The sequence below is a fragment of the Akkermansiaceae bacterium genome (assembly GCA_017798145.1).
Taxonomy (GTDB): domain Bacteria; phylum Verrucomicrobiota; class Verrucomicrobiia; order Verrucomicrobiales; family Akkermansiaceae; genus Luteolibacter.
This window is the reverse complement of record CP059069.1, coordinates 121,410-143,190: the sequence shown is the minus strand read 5'-3', so window position 1 is coordinate 143,190 and position 21,781 is coordinate 121,410. Positions and strand designations below refer to the sequence as shown.

22 protein-coding genes are annotated in these 21,781 nt (G+C 59.9%); 9 read left to right on the top strand and 13 right to left on the bottom strand.

The window, feature by feature from the left end; translation table 11 throughout:
• Positions 1-75: 75 nt before the first annotated feature.
• On the bottom strand, positions 76-486 hold the full coding sequence (locus HZ994_00695; GenBank protein ID QTN30903.1) for a transport protein RbsD/FucU: 411 nt from the start codon (positions 484-486) through the stop codon (positions 76-78).
• Between the two features lie 179 nt (positions 487-665).
• Between HZ994_00695 and HZ994_00690 the strand changes: the two genes are divergently transcribed.
• Entirely contained in the window at positions 666-2,681 is a 2,016-nt protein-coding gene (locus tag HZ994_00690) for a discoidin domain-containing protein (GenBank protein QTN30902.1), read from the top strand.
• A 22-nt stretch (positions 2,682-2,703) separates the two neighbouring features.
• Here the strand turns inward: HZ994_00690 and HZ994_00685 are convergent, their stop codons facing one another.
• Positions 2,704-4,707, bottom strand: coding sequence for an ABC-F family ATP-binding cassette domain-containing protein (locus tag HZ994_00685; GenBank protein QTN30901.1), 2,004 nt, complete (start codon positions 4,705-4,707; stop codon positions 2,704-2,706).
• 94 nt (positions 4,708-4,801) lie between these two features.
• Here HZ994_00685 and HZ994_00680 point away from each other — a divergent pair, with 94 nt between their 5' ends.
• The gene (locus tag HZ994_00680) at positions 4,802-5,476 is read left to right on the top strand and encodes an SDR family oxidoreductase (protein QTN30900.1); all 675 of its coding nucleotides are present in this window, start codon (positions 4,802-4,804) and stop codon (positions 5,474-5,476) included.
• 122 nt (positions 5,477-5,598) lie between these two features.
• Here HZ994_00680 and tnpA read toward each other — a convergent pair whose 3' ends face one another.
• Together tnpA and HZ994_00670 are read right to left on the bottom strand one after the other, a co-directional pair.
• Positions 5,599-6,045, bottom strand: a complete 447-nt coding sequence (gene tnpA / locus HZ994_00675) for an IS200/IS605 family transposase (GenBank protein QTN30899.1) — start codon at positions 6,043-6,045, stop codon at positions 5,599-5,601.
• Positions 6,046-6,257: 212 nt separating this feature from the next.
• The gene (locus HZ994_00670) at positions 6,258-7,715 is read right to left on the bottom strand and encodes a cryptochrome/photolyase family protein (GenBank protein QTN30898.1); all 1,458 of its coding nucleotides are present in this window, start codon (positions 7,713-7,715) and stop codon (positions 6,258-6,260) included.
• 93 nt (positions 7,716-7,808) lie between these two features.
• Here HZ994_00670 and HZ994_00665 point away from each other — a divergent pair, with 93 nt between their 5' ends.
• The 3 genes from HZ994_00665 (at position 7,809) to HZ994_00655 (ending at position 10,473) form a co-directional block, all read left to right on the top strand.
• Entirely contained in the window at positions 7,809-9,095 is a 1,287-nt protein-coding gene (locus tag HZ994_00665) for a glycosyltransferase family 1 protein (protein ID QTN30897.1), read from the top strand.
• Positions 9,096-9,221: 126 nt separating this feature from the next.
• Positions 9,222-9,965 carry a hypothetical protein gene (locus HZ994_00660; GenBank protein QTN30768.1) on the top strand — a complete coding sequence of 248 codons (744 nt, stop codon included), beginning with the start codon at positions 9,222-9,224 and terminating at the stop codon, positions 9,963-9,965.
• Positions 9,958-10,473: a DUF4145 domain-containing protein gene (locus HZ994_00655; GenBank protein QTN30896.1), complete on the top strand. Its 516-nt coding sequence runs from the start codon at positions 9,958-9,960 to the stop codon at positions 10,471-10,473. The genes HZ994_00660 and HZ994_00655 overlap by 8 nt, the downstream gene beginning before the upstream one ends.
• A gap of 392 nt (positions 10,474-10,865) precedes the next feature.
• Here the strand turns inward: HZ994_00655 and HZ994_00650 are convergent, their stop codons facing one another.
• Together HZ994_00650 and HZ994_00645 are read right to left on the bottom strand one after the other, a co-directional pair.
• On the bottom strand, positions 10,866-11,267 hold the full coding sequence (locus HZ994_00650) for a type II toxin-antitoxin system VapC family toxin (GenBank protein QTN30895.1): 402 nt from the start codon (positions 11,265-11,267) through the stop codon (positions 10,866-10,868).
• A 3-nt stretch (positions 11,268-11,270) separates the two neighbouring features.
• Positions 11,271-11,507 carry a prevent-host-death protein gene (locus HZ994_00645; protein ID QTN30894.1) on the bottom strand — a complete coding sequence of 79 codons (237 nt, stop codon included), beginning with the start codon at positions 11,505-11,507 and terminating at the stop codon, positions 11,271-11,273.
• Positions 11,508-11,928: 421 nt separating this feature from the next.
• On the opposite strand from HZ994_00645, the gene HZ994_00640 reads away from it, so the two are divergent.
• Both HZ994_00640 and HZ994_00635 read left to right on the top strand, forming a co-directional pair.
• Positions 11,929-12,186, top strand: a complete 258-nt coding sequence (locus HZ994_00640; protein QTN30893.1) for a hypothetical protein — start codon at positions 11,929-11,931, stop codon at positions 12,184-12,186.
• Between the two features lie 114 nt (positions 12,187-12,300).
• The gene (locus HZ994_00635) at positions 12,301-13,791 is read left to right on the top strand and encodes a sulfatase-like hydrolase/transferase (protein ID QTN30892.1); all 1,491 of its coding nucleotides are present in this window, start codon (positions 12,301-12,303) and stop codon (positions 13,789-13,791) included.
• Between the two features lie 9 nt (positions 13,792-13,800).
• Here HZ994_00635 and HZ994_00630 read toward each other — a convergent pair whose 3' ends face one another.
• The 5 genes from HZ994_00630 to HZ994_00610 all read right to left on the bottom strand — a co-directional run bounded on the left by HZ994_00630 (position 13,801) and on the right by HZ994_00610 (position 17,869).
• Positions 13,801-14,568 carry a DUF2459 domain-containing protein gene (locus tag HZ994_00630; GenBank protein ID QTN30891.1) on the bottom strand — a complete coding sequence of 256 codons (768 nt, stop codon included), beginning with the start codon at positions 14,566-14,568 and terminating at the stop codon, positions 13,801-13,803.
• 199 nt (positions 14,569-14,767) lie between these two features.
• Complete coding sequence (gene nadC / locus HZ994_00625) at positions 14,768-15,610, bottom strand: carboxylating nicotinate-nucleotide diphosphorylase (GenBank protein ID QTN30890.1); 843 nt, start codon at positions 15,608-15,610, stop codon at positions 14,768-14,770.
• Positions 15,611-15,660: 50 nt separating this feature from the next.
• Positions 15,661-16,080: a YjbQ family protein gene (locus HZ994_00620; GenBank protein QTN30889.1), complete on the bottom strand. Its 420-nt coding sequence runs from the start codon at positions 16,078-16,080 to the stop codon at positions 15,661-15,663.
• Entirely contained in the window at positions 16,077-17,339 is a 1,263-nt protein-coding gene (locus tag HZ994_00615; GenBank protein QTN30888.1) for a hypothetical protein, read from the bottom strand. The genes HZ994_00620 and HZ994_00615 overlap by 4 nt, the downstream gene beginning before the upstream one ends.
• Positions 17,336-17,869 carry a hypothetical protein gene (locus HZ994_00610; protein ID QTN30887.1) on the bottom strand — a complete coding sequence of 178 codons (534 nt, stop codon included), beginning with the start codon at positions 17,867-17,869 and terminating at the stop codon, positions 17,336-17,338. The genes HZ994_00615 and HZ994_00610 overlap by 4 nt, the downstream gene beginning before the upstream one ends.
• A gap of 145 nt (positions 17,870-18,014) precedes the next feature.
• Between HZ994_00610 and ychF the strand changes: the two genes are divergently transcribed.
• Positions 18,015-19,130 carry a redox-regulated ATPase YchF gene (ychF, locus tag HZ994_00605; protein QTN30886.1) on the top strand — a complete coding sequence of 372 codons (1,116 nt, stop codon included), beginning with the start codon at positions 18,015-18,017 and terminating at the stop codon, positions 19,128-19,130.
• Between the two features lie 12 nt (positions 19,131-19,142).
• Here the strand turns inward: ychF and HZ994_00600 are convergent, their stop codons facing one another.
• Positions 19,143-19,769, bottom strand: coding sequence for an FHA domain-containing protein (locus HZ994_00600; protein QTN30885.1), 627 nt, complete (start codon positions 19,767-19,769; stop codon positions 19,143-19,145).
• A gap of 129 nt (positions 19,770-19,898) precedes the next feature.
• Here HZ994_00600 and HZ994_00595 point away from each other — a divergent pair, with 129 nt between their 5' ends.
• Positions 19,899-20,219 (top strand): polymer-forming cytoskeletal protein, encoded by a 321-nt coding sequence (locus HZ994_00595; GenBank protein QTN30884.1) that lies wholly within the window; start codon positions 19,899-19,901, stop codon positions 20,217-20,219.
• A gap of 87 nt (positions 20,220-20,306) precedes the next feature.
• Here the strand turns inward: HZ994_00595 and nuoF are convergent, their stop codons facing one another.
• Positions 20,307-21,698 (bottom strand): NADH-quinone oxidoreductase subunit NuoF, encoded by a 1,392-nt coding sequence (nuoF, locus tag HZ994_00590; protein QTN30883.1) that lies wholly within the window; start codon positions 21,696-21,698, stop codon positions 20,307-20,309.
• Positions 21,699-21,781: the final 83 nt, after the last annotated feature.

Below are 21,781 nucleotides of genomic sequence, written 5' to 3'. Positions count from 1 at the left end.
ATTTTGGTTTTTAAATGTCTTTGAGAAAAGCTCTGCGTCCCATTGCGACCTCTGCGTCTCTGCGGTGATAATTATTTAAACTGACTCCAGGATGACGTTGCCGTATGCGGTGGTGTCGCCGGTGCGGATCAGGCCGATGGCGTTGGGGACGAGTTTCTTGAAATCGTTGTGCGGCAGGCGGGTGACTTCGACATCGGGATAGAGGCCCTTGAAGCCGTTGAAGGAGGTTTCGTATTTCCCAACGACATCGGTGGGGTTGGTGGTCAGGAACTCCTCGGCCTGCCAGATGCGGCCGACCTTGAAGTTGTCGTGCAGGAGATCGAGGAGATCGGTGATGGTGGGGATGCCGCGGCAGAGGGTGATGTCCACGGTTTCGATCTCGTCCCAGTAGGGGAAGGCCCAGTCGGCGATGACCAGGGTGTTGGTGTGGCGGATCCGGGCGAGGAGGTGGAGGATGTCGGGATTGAGGATTCCTTTTTGGAGCATGGCGGCGGTGGGTTGGTTGCTGGGAAATGTCTTAAACCGGATCGGGCGGGAGTTGTAAGGATTTTCCTGCGTTCCGGGAATATTGGATCGCGGGCTGGATGCAGGCTCGTAGGCAAATCCTGCACGATCAATCGCAAGCGATGCGTGGAATGGCTCCCGTTGCTGGGCTTTGTTATGGTATGAAAAAGCCCCTAAGTCATCTCGCGGCCGTAATCGGGAGCATCCTCCTGTTTCCGCCAGCCCATGCCAAATTGATCGGCCACTGGACCTTTGACGAGGCTTCCGGCACGGCGATCGGGGACAGTTCCGGCATGGGAAACCCAGGCACCCTGGTCAATCCCCAGCCTGACACCTGGATCACCGGCATACACGGCAGCGCGCTATATTTCCCGGGCACCACCGGCAGCGGATCCACGCGGGTCGATATCCCCGACTCCGACTCCCTCCGCACCGCCAATGCCATCACCTTTGCTGCCTGGGTGCGCTGCGATGACATCAACCGCGATGGACCTATCCTTGCGAAGGAAAGGAGCGGCGCGAATTCCTATTGGTTCGGCGTCAACAACCGCTCGGCCGAGGGTGCGGTTGCCGGCAACTTCGGGGTTCTCCTCTCGGCAAACGGCAGTTGGAACCTTGCTGACCGCAATCAGGGAACCATTCCCGAGGGTGCTTGGGTGCACCTTGCGAGCACGTGGGACGGCACAACGGTCCGCCACTATCTGAACGGATCCGAACTCCCGGAAACGAATACCTTCACCGGGCCGATCTCCCCAAGCAGCGCCCTGCTTGCCATCGGGGTGAATTCGGTTCATAGGAACTACGCGTTCAAGGGAGCCGTCGACGACCTGAGGATCTACGACGAGGCGCTGAGCCCGGCGGAAATCATTGCAATCAGCAAGCCGCCGTTTCCGCTCGCAGGCCTGCTCGCCCACTATCCGCTCGATGGCAACGCGGACGACACCAGCGGCAACGGCAACCACGGAACGGTGAACGGCGCGACGCCCTCCGATGATGCGGATGGGCATGCCAATGGCTGTTTCCGCTTCGATGGGAACGACTCCATCGACATCCCCGGATTCACCGGAAACCACCCGACCGGCACCTTCGCCGCCTGGGTTACGGCCGATGGATATGATACGGGATTCAACCAGCTCAACCTGATCTTCGGGCAAAACGACAACCTCCAGATAGGACTCGGCGATTCCTCGATTGGCGCGGACGGGCAATGGGTTCTCCGCCACCGTTCGGACGGCGGCTTCGTCAATCCGGCCGGGCCGCTGCCGAACCTTGGGCGCTGGACGCATGTGGCGGGCGTGTGGACGGAGACGGAGGCAATCCTTTACCTCGATGGCGTGGAAGTGAGCCACGTGGCCAACGGCACCCTCGTTGCCGGGGCGCCACCCGCGAAGCTGGGATCGCATCCATTCGCGGCTCAGAACTACTGGAAGGGTAAAATCGACGACGTGTTCCTCTACGACCGTGCGCTGGATCTGGCCGAGATCCAGCTGCTCGCCTCCGCGCACCCGACGGATTTCGGCCTCAGCCTGTCTCCGCAAGGTGTGCCCGTCTCGGCGGCGGCGCTGGAATGGAACAGCACGCCGGGTGCGCGCTTCCGGGTCTGGGATAGCGAGGATCTGAAAGCATGGAATCCCGGTGCGCTGATCATCGGGCCGGCGGGGCAGAACCGGGTTTCCCACACCGCCGCCACGGCTTCCGCTCCGACCCGGTTCTACAGGGTTGAAAGGCTCCTCGGAAGCGGTTGGAACCTGGCGCTGGGGAAAGCGATCACGACGAATGCTTCCTATCCGAACCAAGGCGTTGAACTCGCGATCGACGGCGACCGCGCAACCCAGTGGTCATCAACCGACCACGGATCAGCCGGGGACCCCAACTGGCTGAAACTTGATCTCGGCCGTGTCCAGGAGATCGGGAGGGTTTTCCTCTGGTTTGTCTACAACAACGGGCAGTATCCCAATTACACAAATGTCTATGAACTTTATGGCAGCCAGGACGACAGCGACTACACCCTGATCGCCACCGGCACGCTCGTGGACACCGCGGACTACGAAGGCCGATCGGATGATATCATCCTGCCGGTTGATGCCCGGAGCTATCGTTACCTGCTCTACAACGTGGTCGGTGGCAGCCACTGGAGCGGTCTGAACGAGTTCGAAGTGTATCCGCCGGGCTACTGAAAGGGCGGCATGCCCGCCATGCTCACAGCCCGTGCTTCTCCTTCACCTTCTCGATCTCCTCGGTGAGGGAGGACCAGCGGGTGTAGGCGAGGTCGAGGGTCTTGGTGATCTTCTCGACCGCGTTGGTGGTCTGGCGGAGCTTATCCGAATCCTCGGCGATCTGTGGGCTGGAGAGGGCGGCGGTGAGGGTGGCTTGGGCGGCTTCTTGCTCGGCGATCTTCGCTTCGAGGCTTTCGAGTTCCTTTTCGAGGGGTGCGAGGATTTTTGTCTTCGCCTCGCGGGCCATGGCTTCCATGCGGCGCTGCTCCTTGCGGTTGACGCCGGGGGTGGATTCCCTTTTCGGGGCGTCCTTCCGCACCTCCGCGTCGGCGGTGGTGGCGGGGGGCTTGCGGGTCGGGGTGGTTCCGGCGGATTTCTCCTCGGCTTTCTTGTCGAGGTAGTAGGCGATGTTCCCGTGGAATAGTCGCGGTTCCTCGCCTGGGCGGAATTCCAGGGTTTTCGTGACGAGGGGATCGAGGAAATCCCGGTTGTGGGAAACGATCATCACCGAGCCCGGGTAGTTGAGCAGCGCACGTTGGAGGACGCCTTGCGACTGCATGTCGAGGTGGTTCGTCGGCTCGTCGAGGATGAGAAAGTTCGCGGGCTTGAGCAACATGCAGGTGAGCGCCACACGTGAGCGCTCGCCGCCGGAGAGGACACCGATTTTCTTGAAAACGTCATCGCCTGTGAAAAGGAAGCAGCCGAGGATGTTGCGCACCTGCGGGGCGGCATCGCGGGAGGCGACTGCCTGGACCGTTTCTAGGATGGTGAGGTCGGGATCGAGCTCGTCGGCGTGGTTCTGGGAGAAGAACGAGGGTTTCACGTTGTGTCCGAGAACGACCTCACCGGCATCCGGATCTTCCTGGGCGGTGACGAGGCGGCAGAAGGTGGATTTCCCCGCGCCGTTCGGGCCGACGATGGCGAACTTCTCGCCCTTGTTGATCTCGAAATCGAATCCGTTGAAAATCTGGAGCGGGCCGTAGGCTTTCGAGACGTTCTCGACCTTCGCGACCGTGTGGCCGGAGTTCGGTGGCGGCGGGAATTTGAAATTCATGACCGCGTCGTCGCGCTCCGGTTCGGGGATGCGGACGACCTTGGCGAGGAGCTTGATGCGGGACTGGACGAGCGTGGCCTTGTTGGCGGAGGCGCGGAAGCGGTCGATGAAGCGTTGGGACTCGGCGATCTCGCGCTGCTGGGCGGTGTATTGCTTGAGCTGGATTTCCTTCCGCAGGACGGACTCGCGCTCGAAGTAGGAGAAGTTCCCGGCGTATTCCTCGGCGCGGCCGTGGGCGAAGGCGATGGTGCGGGTGCAGAGGGTGTCGAGCAAGGCGCGGTCGTGGGAGATGAGCAGGATCGCGCCGGGGTAGTTGACGAGGTATTGCTCGACCCAGAGCTGGGTTTCGATGTCGAGGTGGTTGGTCGGCTCATCGAGCAGGAGGACTTCCGGCTGCTGGAGGAAAAGCTTGGCCATGGCGATGCGCATCTGCCAACCGCCTGAGAACTCGGAGCAATCGCGTTTGAAATCCTTATCCATGAAGCCGAGCCCTTTCAGGACGGACTCGATCTTAGGCTTCATCAGCGATGGGTCGTTTGCGTAGAGCTTGAGCTCAAGCTCGCCGATCTCCTCAAGCAGCTCCCCGTAGGGTGAGGATCGGGGATCGAGTTTGACGAGCTCGTCGGAAAGGCGGTCGACCTTTTCCTTGAGCGCCATGATTTCGCCGAAAGCGGATTCGGTTTCCTTCCAGAGGGTGCGGCCTTTCACGTGGATGCCTTCCTGCGGGAGGTATCCGACCTTGGTGCCTTTCGGTGCGGATATCTGGCCGCCGGATGGCGGGATGATCCCGGCGATGCATTTCATCAACGTGGATTTCCCGGCCCCGTTGTGCCCGGCGAAGGCGATGCGCTCGCGCGGCTGGACGGAGAAGGAGAGGTTGTTGAAGAGGACGCGCGGCCCGAACTCGACGCGAAGTGATTGGACGGAAATCATGAACGCGGGGAGGTTGCACAGGCTCGGGCGTTGGTCAATGGCGGAACCGGATCTTCAAGCTCCCCTGTGGGCGCCACCTGTGCTAGAATGGGGAATGACGATTTGGATCACAGGATGTTCTTCAGGATTGGGGCGTGCATTAGTCAGGCGTTTCGTGGATGGCGGGCACACGGTTTCGGGATGTGCGAGGCGAGAGGGGAAAATCTCTGAACTTCGCGGGGAGTTTCCGGGCAACCATTTTTTTTCCACATGTGACGTGTCCTCTGACGATGAGGTTCGGGATTTTTGCTCGGAGGCTTTCGGACGGACGGGTGCTCCGGATCTTGTCATCAACAACGCTGCGATGATCAATCCGCCCGCCCCGCTCTGGGAGATCGGGGCGAAGGATTTCGACCGGCTGATGGCGATCAATGTCTGCGGCACGGCGAATGTGATCCGGCATGTGGTTCCCCTGATGCGCGAGGAGGGGAAAGGGATGATCGTGAACATGTCATCGGGCTGGGGTCGGTCTACCTCGCCGGAGGTAGCTCCCTATTGTGCGAGCAAATGGGCGATCGAGGGACTCACGCAGGCATTGGCGCAGGAACTTCCGGAAGGGCTTGCCACGGTGGCGATGAACCCGGGCATCATTGATACGGAAATGTTGCGGAGCGCGTTCGGTGAGGGCGCTTCGGCCTACGGAAACGCCGAGCAGTGGGCGGAGACCGCCGCGCCGTTCATCCTCTCGCTCACCGTGGCCGACAACGGCAGGGCTGTCACGGCTCCGTAGATTGACCGCGCAACGGAATTCTTCTCGCCCCGGAGGGGTGGCAACGAACGTAGCCGGGGGTGCAACCCCCGGTTCACGTGATCCGAACGACATCGCGTCCCGGAGGGCCGCCGGAGAGGCGCTTACCACAGATGTCTATCATCATACTCAACCCCGCATTTCTCCAACATCGCCACATACTCCTCCTTGAACGTCCGCGTCCGGTGATGCTCCTCCTGTCCCAGCACGTATTCGCGCACCTTCTCCAATGCCGAAGCGCTCACGGAAAAGACCCCATATCCTTCCTGCCATGCGAAAGCCGTCCGCCCCAGCTCCGCTTTGATCCATTTCGACGACTCGGCCTTTAGCGCACGGATGAGATCAGGAATCGAATCGGCCGGTTTCAATCCGACAAGGAGATGGATATGGTCGTCCGTCCCGCCAACCGCGTACGGCGTGCCGCTGGCGTTGCGGATCATCCCTCCGAGGTAAGCGTGGAGCCTTTGGCGGAAATCCGGTGAAAACCATCTCTCCCTGTTCTTGGTGGAGAACACGATGTGAAAAACCAGGGAGCTGTGCGTCGATGGCATGGAGCAACATTTCCGGCGGCCCTCCGGGGCGCGAGGAAATTTCCACCTTTTTTCCGGGGGTTGCACCCCCGGCTACGTTCGTGGCACCCCTCCGGGGTTGTGGAACCCGCAGTTTCGAGAATAGGGTGGCGCGACCCGCGACGGCTCGTTAGGAAGAATGCTCGGTTTGTCCTGTGGTCAGGGAACGCCGCTCCTTGGGGGGCTTTCTTCCGTCAAAGCGTATCAAGGAATCCATCCGCGGTCTCGCGGTAGCATTCCTGTTTTTCCTTGGAAAATTTCTGCCAGGTGCGGGCCATCATGGAGGAGCGAGGGTTCTTGAGGAAAAGATCCTGGTGGTCGGCGACGAATGTCCAAAAGAGGGCGTCCCAGGTGTCGGTCCAGTCGCCCTTCTTCTCATCGGACATTTTCAGGACGTAGTTGGATCCGGAGATGTATGGCTTGGTGGTGAAGGTGCCGCCGTCGGCGAATTGCGACATGCCGTAGACATTGGGAACCATGACCCAGTCGTAGGCGTCGATGAAAAGCTCCATGAACCATTTGTAAACCGCGTCAGGGTCGAAGCGGCAGAGCAGCATGAAATTCCCGAGGATCATGAGGCGCTCGATATGGTGGCAGTAGGCCTCGTCATCGAGCTGGCGGATGATGCGGTCGATGGGAGGAATGCCTGTTGTCGCGTTGTAGAAGGATTGCGGAATGGGGCGGGTGTGGTTGAAGAAATTCATGTTCCGGATCTCCGTACCACGGTGCCGGTAGATCCCGTGCATGAATTCCCGCCAGCCGATGATCTGGCGGACGAAGCCTTCGAGCGAGTTGAGCGGGATTCCCTTTTTCGCTAGCGCCGCACCGATGATTTCCTGCGGCGTGAGCAGGCCGATGTTGAGCATCGGGGTGAGGACGGAATGGTTGATGAAGGGATGGGCGGTGGAAATGGCGTCCTCGTATGCGCCGAAGTCCTCGAACCGCTCATCGATGAAAACTTTAAGCCATTCCCTCGCGTCGGCGCGGGTGACGGGGTAGCGGAAATCATGGGAGAAGCCGGGGTTCTCCGGGAAAAACTCGTCGATATGGTTGCAGGCGGTTTCCGTGTAGTGGTTGAATTTGGTCTCGGGCGCTGCGGGCGGCTCGTAGTTCTTGGGGAGCTTCTTGCGGTTGTCCTCGTCGAAGGACCATTGGCCGCCGGTGGGGGAACCGTCCTTTTCGATGAGGATGCCCATGCGCTTCCGCTGCGCCTGGTAGAAGGATGCCATGAAGGGCTTTTTCTTTTTCCCGATATGCTCTTCCAGGAATTCCGGGGGCGAAAGGAAGGCGGGGGTGGGATGGATGTGGAGTGCAATTCCACGCTCTCCGGCGAAGGCACGGAGGCGCTTCTCCAGGATGAAATCGTGGGGATCGGTGACGTGGAGTTCCTTGAGGCCGGACGGCAGCGCCGATTGGTAGGTGTTGGTGTGGGGGATGTTGTTGACCGCGTGGCCGGCCGCGCGGAGTTCGTCCGTGTACGCCTGCATGGAGGCGCGGTGGAGAACGAGCTTGTGCTTGTGGAATTTGACCGGGTAGTGGCTGTCGTTTCCGAAAAACAAAGGATCCTCGGCGAGATAGATCGAGCGGCCGCTGCTGACCGCAGGGTTGGTTTCGAAAAGCTGGTGGGGGAAGATCAGTGTGGCGCTGTCCATGGCGGATGCTCGGCCCGTATCCGCGATTCCGCAAAGGGTTTGCCGCATTGTTTTCCGGAGCTAGGCTGAGGGCGGATGCGACATGTTGTTCTGATGCCGTTCGGGAGTGCCGGGGATGTGTTCCCCTTCATCTGGTTGGGGAAGCTGCTCAAGGCGCGGGGTCACAGGGTGACCATGGTCACGACCTGCATCTTCTCCGATGCGGCGGAAGCGGCGGGGATCGATTTCGTGGGGCTCGGGACGATGGAAGAGGTGGAGGCGATCGGGAAGGATCGCAGGATCTGGAAGCTCGGTGTCGGCTCCAAGGTGGTGATGGATTACGCGGTGAAATGGTCGAAGCGGTATCTGGAGGAGGTCGGGAAATTGGGGAAAGTCGATCTGCTGATGGCTCCGCTGACAGCGTTCGGTGCGAGGATGGCCAGGCAGAAACACGGCATCCCGCTTATCACCGTGCACCTGCAGCCGATGGTTTTCGTCAGCGCTCATGAGACCCCGGTTCTGCATCCGTGGCTTGGCTGGTTCCGAGCCTTGCCGGTCTGGGTGAAACGGCTCCTGTTTTCCCTGCCCAATCCCATCGACATGATGGCTCTCCCCGGACTCCGGAAAATCTGCGCGAAACATGGGATCGATCCGCCCAAAAGCCTTTGGCGGGAGTGGTGGGATTCGCCCGACGGGGTGCTGGCGCTGTTCCCGGAGTGGTTCGGGAAGCCCCAGCCGGACTGGCCGGAAAATCTGCTCCAGTGGGATTTCCCGATGGAAGATCTGGGTGCGGAAATGCCGATGCAGAAGGAACTCGCTGACTTCCTGGCCGCAGGCGAAAAGCCGGTGGTGTTCACGCCCGGAAGCGCGAATGTCCAGGCGGAGAGGTTTTTCGAAACCTCGGTGGAGGCGGTGAAGCGGCTCGGGATCCGGGCGGTCTTCGTGACGCGGATGGAGAACCGTGTGCCGCCGGGAATGGAGGATCAAATCCTGCAGGTCGATTTCGTGCCCTTCGGAAAACTGCTGGAACACACATCGGTATTTGTCCACCACGGAGGGGTCGGGACGATGGCGCAGGGATTCCGTGCCGGGGTGCCGCAACTCGTCATGGCCATGGCGCACGACCAGCCGGACAATGCGGCGAGGCTGGAGAAACTGGGCGCCGGAATCGGCCTGACTCCGAGGAGTTTTACGACGGAGCGGGTGACCAGTGAACTGCGGAGATTGTTGGACGACGAATCGTTCGCGGATGCGGCGGAGGTGTTGAAGGGGAAAACGGAAGGGAGAAAGAACGAGGGGGAGTTGGCGGGGTGGATCGAGGGGAGGATGCGAGGGGTGTTTGGCGGAAGGGAAAAACCTCAGCCAATCTCAGCATCACAATCGCCTCGACTCTCCACGTGAGTCCATCTAGAACTGACTCAGAATTTCTCACTACCTCTCTATTACTGGCTAGAACCGTTGTGGATCTGGTTTTTGGATCTAGAGATGTAATGGGGCTTAATTGTAAAGCTGTACGACAATAAATTTATGAGCAAGGACAAGGAATTCAAATTACCTGGAAGTGGTTACGACGTGGTATGCAAGGTGCTGCACGCGTATGTTGTCTGCGGCAAAGGAAAGGCAAGTCTAGGAGATGTGGCTGCGAAGGCGGGGATCGATTCCACAATGGTTTCAAGGAACAACGGCTTCCTTCTAAGCATCGGAGCACTTCAAGGTGGACGAGATAAGGAATTAACTGGCCCCGGACGTGATCTAGCTATTGCCATCGGCAACAATATCGATGAGGATATCAAGCAAAACTGGAAGCAGGTCTTCCTTGGGTGTGAACGAACCAAGTCGGTTCTTGATATGGTAAAGATTCAGAAAGGGATCACAAAATCCCAATTTACCGCTAAGGTTGCATCAGCATTAGGACTCGTGGTCAATCCAACCACGAAAACTGGCATCAACACGCTTACCGACATTTTCGAGAAGGCTCAATTACTCAAGCAGGACGATGGCAAATACGTCGTTCATGAAGATGCCCTAACGGTTCAACCTGCGGATGAGAAAGAGGAAATTAAATCAGATCCCGATTCGGATCCGGAACCTGACCCAGTAAGCGTCAAGAAGGAGATGTATCACGGAGATTCAACGAATAACCGGTCAAGCGGATCCCCTGAGATTCATATCAATGTGCAAGTGCATATCAGTCCTGAGAGCACACCCGAGCAGATTGAAAAAATCTTCGAAAGCATGCGCAAACACTTGTATGAGCGCCCAAATGAGTGACCTCGGGATAGATTACTTCAAACGCTCTCAGCAGCTCCAAAGTGACTTCTTACGCTTCGCTAATGTGCCTGAAGAAGGGCTCCCTGCCGAGACGCATCAAGTGCTTGCAAGCAGTCTTACGCGCGGCACACGCGGCTACATTGAGAAGATTGCAAATCAGATCAATGGCTGCTTCGAGAAGGGTTGGTTTGACGGATGCGCGGTAATGATCAGAAGGCTAGTTGAGACTCTCATTATCGAGTGCTACGAGAGCCACGGTCTCCAGCAAAACATAAAAGACCAGAATGGAGATTACCTCTTTCTTAGAGATCTGATTACGTCGATGCTAGGAGAAACAGGATGGACAATCGGCCGTAATTGTAAGCAGGCTCTACCCAAACTAAAAGATATTGGCGATCGTTCGGCCCACAGTCGTCGTTACACGGCCAATAAGAAAGACATCGAGAAAATAGTCGATGATCTTCGTGTAGCCACTCAGGAGTTGCTCTACCTCGCAAAACTCAAATAAGACGAAAAAGACGGTGATGAGAATGGCTGTCGCAGCGTCACGCGTTCGACGCAATAAAGCTTTCTACTTATCAACCCACCTCATTCAGCTCCCGCAGCATCGCTTCCAGCCGTGTCGCTGCATCGGCCCCGATATGGGTTGCCTGCAGACGTTCCGCCCAGAGGGTGAAGGCGAAGGGGGTGAGTTTTTCGGTTTCCTGGAGGTGGAAGGGTTGTTGTTTCGATCTTGCGGAGGGAGGCGTTGAGGCGGGTGAGTTCGAGCTGGCGCTCGAGGATCTCGCGTTCGGATTGGGCGAGGTAATCGGAGACTTCCGTGGCGGCGGATTTCATCCGCAATGCCAAGACTTGGCATTGTTTGGCTTGGCGGCTGAAATCCGCCGCCACGCCAGGATTCTACTTCGCGAGCTTGAGTCCGTGGTCGATGTAGAAAGCCATGGATCGATCCCGGGAGACGAGGGCATGGCCGTTTTGGATCGCCTGCCAGATGATGAGGCGTTTGAAGGGGTCGCGGTGATCGGCGTTGACCGGCAACTGGTGAAAGGTGGAGAGGACATCCGCCGAGGCCGGTGATGCGGTGAAGCCCTGGTCGCGGCAGGCTTGCGGGATCTCCGAGGGATCGGTTTTTGGAAGGATCAATTTCCCGAGGCCATGCTTCAAGCTGATCTCCCAGTAGGAAATCGGGCTGACATGGATGGAGTTCAGAGTATCCTCGATCAGTTTCCGGGTCTTTTTCCCGAGCTTTGTGGGTTCGAAAAGCGCCCGGAGGAGGGTGTGGGTGTCGAGGAGGTAGTCCATGTCTCAGCGCGATCCGAGGAATTCCTCTTCGGTGAGTTCCCAGTCCTTGAAAACCGGCTTGCCGCGTCCGGCCAGGATCCCGAGTTTGCGCGGCTTTGCCGGAAGGGCATCCACCGGCGCGAGAATGGCCACATTTTCGCGGCTCCTGCCTTTCTGGAGGATGATCGTATCGCCCTTGGCAACCTCGCCGAGCAGGGCGGGAAGGTGGCGTTTGAATTCGGCGATGGTGACGGATTTCACGTGGGGAAGATGAGGTGAAGTTGACAAGTTGTCAAGTTGGGAGGGCACCTCCATCAGGGACGAGAAGAATTCGAACCACAACCGGAGCGAAGCGGAGATAGCGGGAAAGCTCCGATCCCTCCGGCAAATGGACACGGATGATGCCCGAAAACGAAGTTCCCCAAATCTCTTATCCGAGTCCATCCGCGTTCATCCGTGGTTCTATTTTCTCACTCTTAGGCGGTATCTTATTCCCTGAGCATCGCCTCCAGCCCTGTCACTGCATCGGCCCCGTTATGGGTGGCCTGTAGGCGCTCGGCCCAGAGGGGGAAGGCGAGGGGGTGAGCTTTTCGGTTTTCTGGATTGGGAGCATCTGGAGGGGGGGCTGGCTTGGCAGAAAGTGATTTGCACGCTGCGGAGGTCGGCATATCTTGCCGATATCATGGAAACGTCTAAAGCATCTTTCAGCATTGCATCCATCGTTGCGATCATCGCCGCAATCCTGAGTTTCAAGTTCGGAGCCATCCTCGGGCTCATCTTTGCCGCCGTGGCATTCGTCTGTGGAGCGCTCGGCATCATCCTGGCGCTGGGGCCGAACACCCGCGGCGGCGGCCTCAGCATCCTGGCTGTGATCCTCAGTTTTGTTGGTGTGATCGCGGCGATCATCAAGGCGGTGATCTGGCTCCTGAGCCTCGGATAAGCCGCCGGGTGCGGAGTTTGCTCCCCGCAAAGGGTAGATGCGTGGGTCACTCATCCGGTATGGCCAAAAATTGTCATTGGTGGATCCGAACCATCTGCCATTTTTGGACAACCAATGAAACCATGTGTCACGTTCATTTTCCTGGCAGTCCTCCATTTGCTGCCGCTGGCAAGCGCGGCGCCGGCGGCACGGCCTAACATCGTTCTCATCTACACCGACGACCAACGGTACGATGCCGTGGGATATGCCGGCAATCCCGTCGTCCGCACGCCGAACCTGGACAAGCTTGCGAAATCCGGCGTGGTCTTCCGCAACTGCTTCGTCAACACCTCGATCTGTGCGATCAGCCGGGCCAACATCCTTTCCGGCCAGTATCCATCGCGGCATGGGATCGACGATTTCCACAAGGAATTCAGCGGCACGCAGCTATCCGATACCGTCCCCGCCCTTCTCCGGGAAAGCGGCTACCAGACGGCGTTTTTCGGGAAATGGGGGATAGGCGATTCGCCGGAGAAAACCCACCGTGGAGCGGCTGCCTTCGATTACTGGGCGGGCCAGCCGATGCAGACCTGCTTCTTCCACCAGCCGGACTGCAGGTATGTCCGTTACGATGGATTTTCCAAAACACTCGATGACCTCTGCGATTGCCCGGCGGACTCCCGCGGCAAGGTCGGATACAGGAACCGCATCGGCGCGGCGAACCTCCGGGATCCGCTGCACATGGATTCGGAAATCATACCCATGCAGGCGGCGCGTTTCCTGGAGGGAAGGGACTATGCAAAACCGTTCTGCATGATGCTCTTTTTCAAATCCCCGCACTCTCCCGTCGGCGATTTCGATCCTGCAGTGAAGGACATGCTCAAGGGCAAGGCCATCCCGAAGACCGCTGCGGGGACTTTGGAAAACGCGATGAAGGAACCGGAGATCATCAGGAAATCGCTCGGTTGGCCAACAGGGAACCGTTTCCTGAGGATTCCGCCGGAAAGGGACCGGTTCCTGCGCGATTACTACCGCAGCGTATCGAGCATGGATCTCGGCGTGGGCCGCATCATGGAGGAGCTGGGGAAGCGCGGGCTTGCGGAAAACACCGTGGTGCTGTTCACCTCGGACAACGGCTACTTCGAGTGCGAGCACGGGCTATCCGGGAAATGGCTGATGTATGAGCCGTCGCTGCGGGTACCGGGATTCATGGCGGATCCGCGCCGGAAAGGCGGCAAGCTCAGCGACCGACTGGTCATCACCACCGATTTTTCCGCAACCATGCTCGATCTGGCCGGGCTGCCGGTGCCGGAGCGTGTCAGCGGCATGAGCCTCTCCGCTCTCGCGGAGAACGCCGCCGCCGACTGGCGCAAGGATTTCTACTACGAGCATCCCTATGCCCACAATGGAGCCATCCCGACCACCGTCGGTGTCCGCTCGGAAACCATGAGCTATACCCGCTACACATCCGAAAGTCCGGCATACGAGCAGCTCTTCGATCTTACGGAAGACCCCGACCAGCTATCCGATCTCGCGCGGGATCCGGCACATTCGGGCATTCTCGAAGAGATGAGGAAACGCTGCCGTCAGCTTGCCGCCGAGGTGGGAGCCATCGGCGGGCCGTGAAGCCGCGGATCAGCGCCGGGCCGCGGCATTCTTGTTCCCGGAGCCGTCCCAGATCTGGACGAAGCCATTGCGCTGGGCCTCAAAGGCCAGGGTGTCGCGGTGAATGGACATCAGGGGGAAGATATCCGCCCCGCACGCCTCCAGCGCCTGCCCGGTCCAGACATTGCAGATGCGCGGGAAATAATACGAGTGCGGGGACTCCAGCAACACCCCCCCACCCCAGCTCGCCGGACCAATGGCAATCGGTTTCCCATCTTCGCCAGGTATGGTGCAATGGTTCAGGAAGGAAGCGATGTATGGGCCCGCGCTCGCGGGGATGGATTTCATCCAGATATGCTGGTTGGGCGAGACCTCGGTGACGTTCCATTGGATGGGGATGCACTCCATCACCGAGCTGGATGGCAGGAAGATCGCACTGACGATCTCCGGCGCGGTCAGCCATCGCTTGTTCACGTAGGCCATGCGGTCACCCCATGAAAAAGTCACGAATTTGCAGTCAGGGAAATGTTCCGGCGGCACGAAGCCGGATTCCAACAGCCAATCGTAGGGGAAAACCATGCCGGTGTGAAGCTTGTCAGCGATGAGCCAGACCTGAACTTCCGGCGGGCGCTCCGGGGTGTAGGTGGAAACCGTGTTCTTTCTGACAAGCCCGGCCGGCGGCTCTGCGGCGGGCGGCAGGCTCACGAAATTGCAGGATGTGAGCAAGCCGAGGATAGCGCAGGCGGGCAGATGGCGGAGGCTGGGCATCATGGGAAAGCCCTTGGAACGGGCAGGCATTTTGTTGTGGCTTGCGGGTGAGATGCTTTTGGGCTCCGGAAACCTGGACCGCGCCGATACGGACGGCAAAGGGAAAGTTCCCGGCACCAATCCCGGTGGCGGTTTTCTCGCAGCGCCCGCCGCCGCATGCAAGATCTTATCTCCGGGACCGGCGATTGGCAGCGACAAGGGGGATGCGATCCTGCGGAAACAGGCAAAATCATTCCCCTGCAACAAAATCCAACCCGATATCCAGCGCCGGAGCCGAGTGAGTCAGTGCACCGACAGAGATGAAATCCACTCCCGTCTCCGCAATCTCCACAACGGTGTCCAGATTCACCCCGCCGCTCGCCTCAAGCCACACCCGGTGGTTTTCCGCACGCATCCCTACCGCCTCCCGCAGCTCTTCCAGCGACATGTTATCCAGAAGGATGTAGTCCACCCCGTCGAGCTTGAGGAAATCCGCAACCTGTTCCAGTCGATCCGCCTCCAGCTCCACCTGGACATGCGGCTTCTCCATTTTCACCAGGCGAATGGCCTGCTGCAATGCCTCCAGCCCGCCCTCGGCGGCGAGGTGGTTGTCCTTCACCATCGCGCGGTCGTAGAGCCCCATCCGGTGGTTCGTGCCGCCGCCGTCGAGCACCGCCTTTTTCTCAAGCGCGCGGTAGCCCGGCGTCGTCTTGCGCGTATCGAGGATCTGCGCCCTCGTATGCTTCACCAGATCGACGTAGCGAGAGGTCAGGGTCGCAACACCCGAGAGCCTCTGGAGGAAATTCAACGCCGTCCGCTCCGCCGTGAGGATGGATCGTGCCTTGCCCTCCACGCGCATCAGCATCGCCCCTGTGCCGACGCGGCTGCCATCCTCCACCAGCACTTGCACCCGAAGGTTTGGATCGACCTCTTGGAAGACCTCCGCCGCCAGCCCCACTCCCGAGACCACCCCCCCCTTGCGAACCGTCACAAACGCCCGTGCGACCTTGTTCTCAGGGACAAAATAACCAGCCGTGACATCGCCCTCACCGATATCCTCCTCCAGCGCCATCATGATCAGATCGTGCGACATGTTTACTTCTATCCGTTTTCCCCCAGAGTTTGAAATTGGAATTTCGAATTTTAAACGCCCATCACCGTCACCGCGATCCTGCGCGAGTGGGCTTGCCTGCGGTGCTCGAAAACAAAGATCCCCTGCCAAGTTCCCAGCGTCATCCGCCCGCTATGGATGGGAATCACCTCGCTGGACCTCGTCAGCGCCATGCGGATGTGGCTCGGCATGTCATCCGGCCCCTCGTGGGTGTGGATGAAATCGGGATCGTCCTCGCGCACCAGCCGGTCGAACCAGCGTTCAAGGTCGCGCCGCGCGCTTGGATCGGCGTTCTCCATAAGGATCAGGCTCGCGCTGGTATGGCGCAGGAACACCGTCACCTGCCCATCGCTCACCCCCGATTCACGGACGATCCGCATCACCTCATCGGAAATCTCGTATGTGCCCTTTCCCCGCGTCCTCACCGTCATCTCCGCCACATGCACCTTCATTTCTTCCCTTGCTTGAAATTTTCCATCGCCTTTGGGGTCGCCACATTCAGGAAACGCACCCGCCTTTCCCCCACCCTTTCGATATCGAGCAGACGTCCCTCCTCGGCATATGCCCCCAGCCTTTCCCGGCAGGCATGTTCAAAACGGCCTGCCGCCTCCGCGCTCCCCAGCACCACATCCCAGGCGAGCCCGGATGACATCTCCCCATCGGCGAAGAGCACGTAGCGATCCGCCACCCATTCCCCTGCGATCTCCGCAGCCAGCCCCGCGTCCCCACCCTCCGCAAGCCACAGCCGCAGCCCGAGATATCCGGCGCTTTCCTCCAGATAGACCTCATCGGAAATTTCCGGAAACACGATGTCCACCCCTTCATGCGGCTCCGCTGGAAACGCCACCCCGTAGGTGCTTTGCGGAGCCTCACGCATCCGTTTGGAAAATTCCGCCGTCCCTTTCACAAACGCCGTGTCGGCCAGCCCCTTCCCCTCGAGCGCCGGGAACTGCACCAGCCCCTGCACAAACGCCGGCAGCGAAAGCAGCAACCGCGCCGCCGGCCCATCGTCGTTCATCGGCAGGAAACCGATGCCCCTTGCGCTCGCCGCATAGAATCGCGATTCCGCACCCTTTGCCGCACCGGCATGCAGCGCCTCCCGCGCCCTCGCCGCATCGTCGCCCGGATAGGCCGGGGGCGGCGGGAAATTCTGGTTCAGCAAAACCCTCACAAGCAGCCGCAGCATCGCCGCCTGGTCCGGGATGTTCGCGATATCGAAGCGGTCCGTCACCCATGCCTCGCCCGTCACCTCATCGAACCACCCGACGGCACCCACCGATTTCACCGCCACCAACTGCTCCAGGAGCTTGTCCCCAGGCTTGAGCAAACCCATCCACCGCCACGCCTCCTGCCTGTCATCCGCCCCCTGCGGACCCAGCCTGCTTTCTAGCGCGGCCTCGATCCGGTATCCCAGCTCCTCGGTGGCGATCCTGTGGAACACCGGGCTGGAGAGAAACGCAAGCCCGTAGTCCTTCTCCACCTGCGCGATCATTTCCGGTGGCACCGCAACCTCGCCCCCACCCTGTGCCAGCGAGCGCAAGGATGCGTTTTCCTTTTCAAGGATCCCTATGCGCTGCAGCAGGTCCGCATCGCCAGCCGCGTCCCCTTGGGAGCGCGCTCCCGCCGGGCGCATCCAGCCTGCGGCGGCGATGGCCGTCCCCACCAGCAGCGGCAGCAAGTGTTTCCCGGAAATCATCCCTGCGGAAATCATCTGCCACCCGGCACCGAAAACGGATTCACATCCAGTGCGCTCGGCCCACCGAACACATCCTCGGCGGTGGCACCGGGGATCAGGGTGGTCGCGATCGGCTTGCTGCGGTTCCCGAGCGCATCGTAGGTGTATTTGAAAATGCGCACCGGTATCTCAACATCCGTGCCAGGTGCCGTCCGCTTGACCCGCGAGTCGAACATCCGCTCCTCGACCAACAGGCCGTCGGAATTCCTGTAGCCGTAGCTGGACTTGAACATCTCGTTCCGCTGCCCGTCGTAGATCTTGCAGTTCATCGGGTTGCCGTGTGCATCCATCCGGTAGATCGTGACAAGGAAGAGCGCACCGTTCGCGGTGAAGGTCTTCTTGGTGAGCACGCGGTTGTCCGGGCTGCGGGTGAATATCGTCCGCGAGCCGTCGTCATGCCGCATCACCCGCACGTTGGGGCCGTCCACCGAGTCGAAGCCCGCTTCCTCAGAGAAAACGGGCAGCATTCCGCAGGCACAGAGAATGGCGAGGCGCAGGAATTTCATCCATTCATCAAAGCCTCGTTCCCGCCTCCCTGCAAGCTGCGATTCGATCCGGCCATCTGCATGAAGCCGGAAGAGGCCCTCCCGCCAGCCTGCGCGGCATTTTTCTCTCGCCCAAGCCCCCCGGCACGGACAACCTCCGCCCGCCATGCTCAAAGCCGGAATCGTAGGTCTGCCAAACGTCGGGAAATCCACCCTTTTCAATGCCGTCACCCGCACCCGCAAGGCGGAGGCCGCGAACTACCCGTTCTGCACGATCGATCCGAACGTCGGCATCGTGATGGTGCCGGATGAGCGCCTCGCCGTGCTTTCGAAAATCTCCGGCTCCCAGAAACTTGTCCCCACGGCCATTGAGTTCGTCGATATCGCCGGACTCGTGGAGGGTGCCTCGGAGGGCGCGGGGCTGGGCAACAAGTTCCTCGCCAACATCCGCGAAACCGATGCCATCGTCCAGGTCGTCCGTTGCTTTGAAAACGACGACATCATCCACGAGCTCGGCTCCGTAGATCCGATCCGCGACATCGAGATCATCAACGCGGAACTGATCCTCGCCGACATGGCCGCGCTGGAAAAGCGCCGTGCGTCCCGCGAGAAGAAGGCCAAGGGCGGCGACAAGGAATCCAAGAAGGAGGTCGAGCTGATCGACATCATCCTGCCGCACCTGGATCAGGGAAAGCCCGCGCTCACCCTGGATTTTTCCGTGGAAGATGCCGAGGTGGTGAAGGATTTCTTCCTACTCTCCTCGAAGCGCACGATCTATGCCTGCAATGTCTCCGAGGACGAGCTGGCGGGAGCCACGGAAAACCCCGACTCCCACGCACAGGTGGCCAAGGTGCGCACATACGCCGCCGAGCACTCCGGGGCGGAGGCGGTTGTCATTTCCGCCCGCATCGAGGAGGAACTGAGCGAAATGCCCGAGGAGGAGGCCAACGAATTCCTCGCCGAGATGGGAGTCAGGGACTCCGGTGTCTCCGGCCTGATCCGCGGTGTCTATCACCTGCTCGGCCTGCGCACCTACCTCACCACCGGGGTGCAGGAAACCCGCGCCTGGACCATCACCCAGGGTGACAAGGCACCGGCCGCCGCCGGCGTGATCCATACGGATTTTGAACGCGGTTTCATCGCTGCGGAGGTCGTCCACTACGATGACCTTGTGGCAGCCGGAACCAAGACCGCCGCGAAGACTGCCGGAAAAGTCCGCATCGAGGGCAAGGAATACGTCGTCAAGGACGGCGATGTGATCGAGTTCCGCTTCAACGTCTGATCACGCGGAAAGCTATTCGGCCGCCCCCCCGGCGGGCTGCGGATCTGGTTTCTGCGCTTCCGGCGCGCTGCTTAGCCCGTTGAGGAAGGATTGGCCGCCGGTTTCCTTGCGGTGGCGGATTTCCAGCCCGGCGAAGAAGGCGCTGGCTGCAAGGATGAGGAAAAGAACGATCATGCCGGCGCTCACACCGGATTCGGCTGCGGGCGGCAAGGACGGGCGCGGCACAGCCTTGGGCCTGGGTTTCGGAGCATCTTCCTGATCCCGCGCTTGCCGGGGAATCTCCTGCTCCCTCCGCACCGGAGATTCGTTGGCAGGCTTCTCACGACCCAGGGTTTCCAGCTCTTCCTCCGTAAGGCTGAAATCGAAGCTGACATCCCCCAGCTTCACCGACATCCCGGAACGGAGTGGTAGAACCCGTTCGCGGGCGCCGTCGTATTTGATCCCATTCGTCGATCCGAGATCCGCAAGCTCGTAGCCACCCTCCACCCTGTGCATTTCCGCGTGCCTCCCGGATACCGAGCCGCTGTCGATGACAATGTCGTTGTCGCTGCCCCGCCCGAGGCTCACGACCTTTCGGTCCAACTGGAAACGGTAGGGCTGGGGATTCTTCTCCGGGACGGTGATGATGACTCTGGGCATGGTATGTGAACGGACAGATTTCGCACATTCTAGCGAAAACTTTCATTTCCCCACACGCGAAAAAACCGGGATTCCGCAAATTCTTTCGGGTTGCCAGCCACCCCTCCCTCTGCTTTGATGCGCCCCGCCATGGCAAATGCTACCAACGTCCTCTCCACCGGAATCGAAATCACCGGCTCCATCCGCTTCTCCAACGACATGATCATCGACGGCAAGATCGAAGGTGAGATCACCTCGGACAAGGGCAAGGTCACCATCGGCGAGAACGCGAGGATCAAGGGCGATGTGACCGCAGGCGAGGTCAAGGTCTATGGCAACGTCGAGGGCAAGATCACCTCCCAGCGCTGCGAGCTGAAGGACAAATCCAGGATCAACGGCGATATCAAATCCAAGGTCTTCTCCATGGAAGAAGGTGCCCAGCTCACAGGTCGCACCGAAATCGGAAGCTGATTTCATCCCCCCTCATCCAACAGGTGACCAAGGCGAGCGAATCTGCTCGCCTTTTTCTTTGCCCCATGCCCGGTCAGGGACGGAAGTTCACGATACCAAGAACTTCCGCTGCTCCGCCGCCTCGGGATTCGTTTCACCTTCCGGGATCGATTCCCTGGTTTCCGAGAGCAGCTCGTCGCGGAACTTCGCGATGATCGCCTCGACAGGCCAGGAGGAGGCCTCGCCGAAGGCGCAGATCGTGCGGCCGTCGATCTGGTAGGCCACGCTTTCCAAGGTCTCGATGTCCTTGGGGGTCGCCTTGCCTTCCACGAGGCGGTCGGAAATCTTCTTCATCCATGTGGAGCCCTCGCGGCACGGGGTGCACTGGCCGCAGGATTCGTGGGCGTAGAAGGCATTGATGTTGTTCAGCACCCAGGACATCTTCCGGGTGTCATCCAGAACGATGACACCGCCGGAGCCGGCCATGGAGCCGCAGGCAGCCAGTGAGTCGAAATCCATCGGGATATCCCAGAAGGCCAGCTCGCGCTCCGTGCCGTCGGGATTCCTGAGCTTGAAAACCTCATCCGCTTTAAGGATTTTCGAGGAAGATCCGCCGGGGATGACCGCCTTGATCTCCCGGCCGTCCTTCGGCCCGCCGCACATGTCGTAAAGCAGCTCACGCATGGTGACTTTCCCGACCTCGACCTCGAAGTAGCCGGGGTTCCTCACATCCCCTGAGACACAGAGGATGCGGGTGCCGGTGTTGCGCGCTACGCCGAGCTTGGCGTATTCATCGCCACCCATGCGGATGATGTGCTTCACGTGGCAGAGCGACTCGACGTTGTTGACGATGGTCGGGCACATGTAGAGGCCGAGTGCGGCCGGGAAATAGGGAGGCTTGATGCGCGGATAGGGGCGCTTGCCTTCCAGCGATTCGATCAGGCCGGTCTCCTCGCCGCAGATGTAGGCACCCGCGCCGCGGTGGACGTAGATCTCCAGGTCGAAGCCGGAGCCGAGGATGTTTTTCCCGACGAACCCTTTTTCCCTGGCCTCCTCGATCGCCTTCTCAACGATGATCGCAGCCTCGGGGAATTCCTCGCGCAGGTAGATGTAGGCGGTGTGGGCGCCTGTGGCGAAGCAGGAGATGACCATGCCCTCGATGAGCTGGTGGGGATCCTGGTGGACGATGTAACGATCCTTGAACGTGCCTGGCTCGGATTCGTCGCCATTGCAGATCAGATAGACGGGCTTGGTGTTGTTCGGCGGGATGAAAGTCCACTTCATGCCGGTCGGGAATCCCGCGCCCCCCCTGCCCCGCAGTCCTGATTTTTTGACTTCTTCGGTGATGTCCTTGGGCGCCATCGCAATGGCTTTCCTGAGGTCATCATAACCCCCATCCGACATGTAGGTGGCGATGGACGGATCCCAGCCCTTGCGGTCGATGTTCTTGAAAATGAGCCTATGCTCGCGTTCGTGGGGCTGTTTCGTGTAGGAAATCATAAGCGGCGGCGGGAATATGGAGTCTGCGGGCAAGATGGCCAATGCGATTTTCCCGGTTTGTGAAATTTTTCACAAGGTGAGTT

What these genes read in the sequence shown, in the direction of transcription:
- HZ994_00695 (QTN30903.1), bottom strand. Translation starts at nt 486, where the DNA reads ATGCTCCAAAAAGGAATCCTCAATCCCGACATCCTCCACCTCCTCGCC.
- HZ994_00690 (QTN30902.1), top strand. Translation starts at nt 666, where the DNA reads ATGAAAAAGCCCCTAAGTCATCTCGCGGCCGTAATCGGGAGCATCCTC.
- HZ994_00685 (QTN30901.1), bottom strand. Translation starts at nt 4,707, where the DNA reads ATGATTTCCGTCCAATCACTTCGCGTCGAGTTCGGGCCGCGCGTCCTC.
- HZ994_00680 (QTN30900.1), top strand. Translation starts at nt 4,802, where the DNA reads ATGACGATTTGGATCACAGGATGTTCTTCAGGATTGGGGCGTGCATTA.
- tnpA (QTN30899.1), bottom strand. Translation starts at nt 6,045, where the DNA reads ATGCCATCGACGCACAGCTCCCTGGTTTTTCACATCGTGTTCTCCACC.
- HZ994_00670 (QTN30898.1), bottom strand. Translation starts at nt 7,715, where the DNA reads ATGGACAGCGCCACACTGATCTTCCCCCACCAGCTTTTCGAAACCAAC.
- HZ994_00665 (QTN30897.1), top strand. Translation starts at nt 7,809, where the DNA reads ATGCCGTTCGGGAGTGCCGGGGATGTGTTCCCCTTCATCTGGTTGGGG.
- HZ994_00660 (QTN30768.1), top strand. Translation starts at nt 9,222, where the DNA reads ATGAGCAAGGACAAGGAATTCAAATTACCTGGAAGTGGTTACGACGTG.
- HZ994_00655 (QTN30896.1), top strand. Translation starts at nt 9,958, where the DNA reads ATGAGTGACCTCGGGATAGATTACTTCAAACGCTCTCAGCAGCTCCAA.
- HZ994_00650 (QTN30895.1), bottom strand. Translation starts at nt 11,267, where the DNA reads ATGGACTACCTCCTCGACACCCACACCCTCCTCCGGGCGCTTTTCGAA.
- HZ994_00640 (QTN30893.1), top strand. Translation starts at nt 11,929, where the DNA reads ATGGAAACGTCTAAAGCATCTTTCAGCATTGCATCCATCGTTGCGATC.
- HZ994_00635 (QTN30892.1), top strand. Translation starts at nt 12,301, where the DNA reads ATGAAACCATGTGTCACGTTCATTTTCCTGGCAGTCCTCCATTTGCTG.
- HZ994_00630 (QTN30891.1), bottom strand. Translation starts at nt 14,568, where the DNA reads ATGCCTGCCCGTTCCAAGGGCTTTCCCATGATGCCCAGCCTCCGCCAT.
- nadC (QTN30890.1), bottom strand. Translation starts at nt 15,610, where the DNA reads ATGTCGCACGATCTGATCATGATGGCGCTGGAGGAGGATATCGGTGAG.
- HZ994_00620 (QTN30889.1), bottom strand. Translation starts at nt 16,080, where the DNA reads ATGAAGGTGCATGTGGCGGAGATGACGGTGAGGACGCGGGGAAAGGGC.
- HZ994_00615 (QTN30888.1), bottom strand. Translation starts at nt 17,339, where the DNA reads ATGATTTCCGCAGGGATGATTTCCGGGAAACACTTGCTGCCGCTGCTG.
- HZ994_00610 (QTN30887.1), bottom strand. Translation starts at nt 17,869, where the DNA reads ATGAAATTCCTGCGCCTCGCCATTCTCTGTGCCTGCGGAATGCTGCCC.
- ychF (QTN30886.1), top strand. Translation starts at nt 18,015, where the DNA reads ATGCTCAAAGCCGGAATCGTAGGTCTGCCAAACGTCGGGAAATCCACC.
- HZ994_00600 (QTN30885.1), bottom strand. Translation starts at nt 19,769, where the DNA reads ATGCCCAGAGTCATCATCACCGTCCCGGAGAAGAATCCCCAGCCCTAC.
- HZ994_00595 (QTN30884.1), top strand. Translation starts at nt 19,899, where the DNA reads ATGGCAAATGCTACCAACGTCCTCTCCACCGGAATCGAAATCACCGGC.
- nuoF (QTN30883.1), bottom strand. Translation starts at nt 21,698, where the DNA reads ATGATTTCCTACACGAAACAGCCCCACGAACGCGAGCATAGGCTCATT.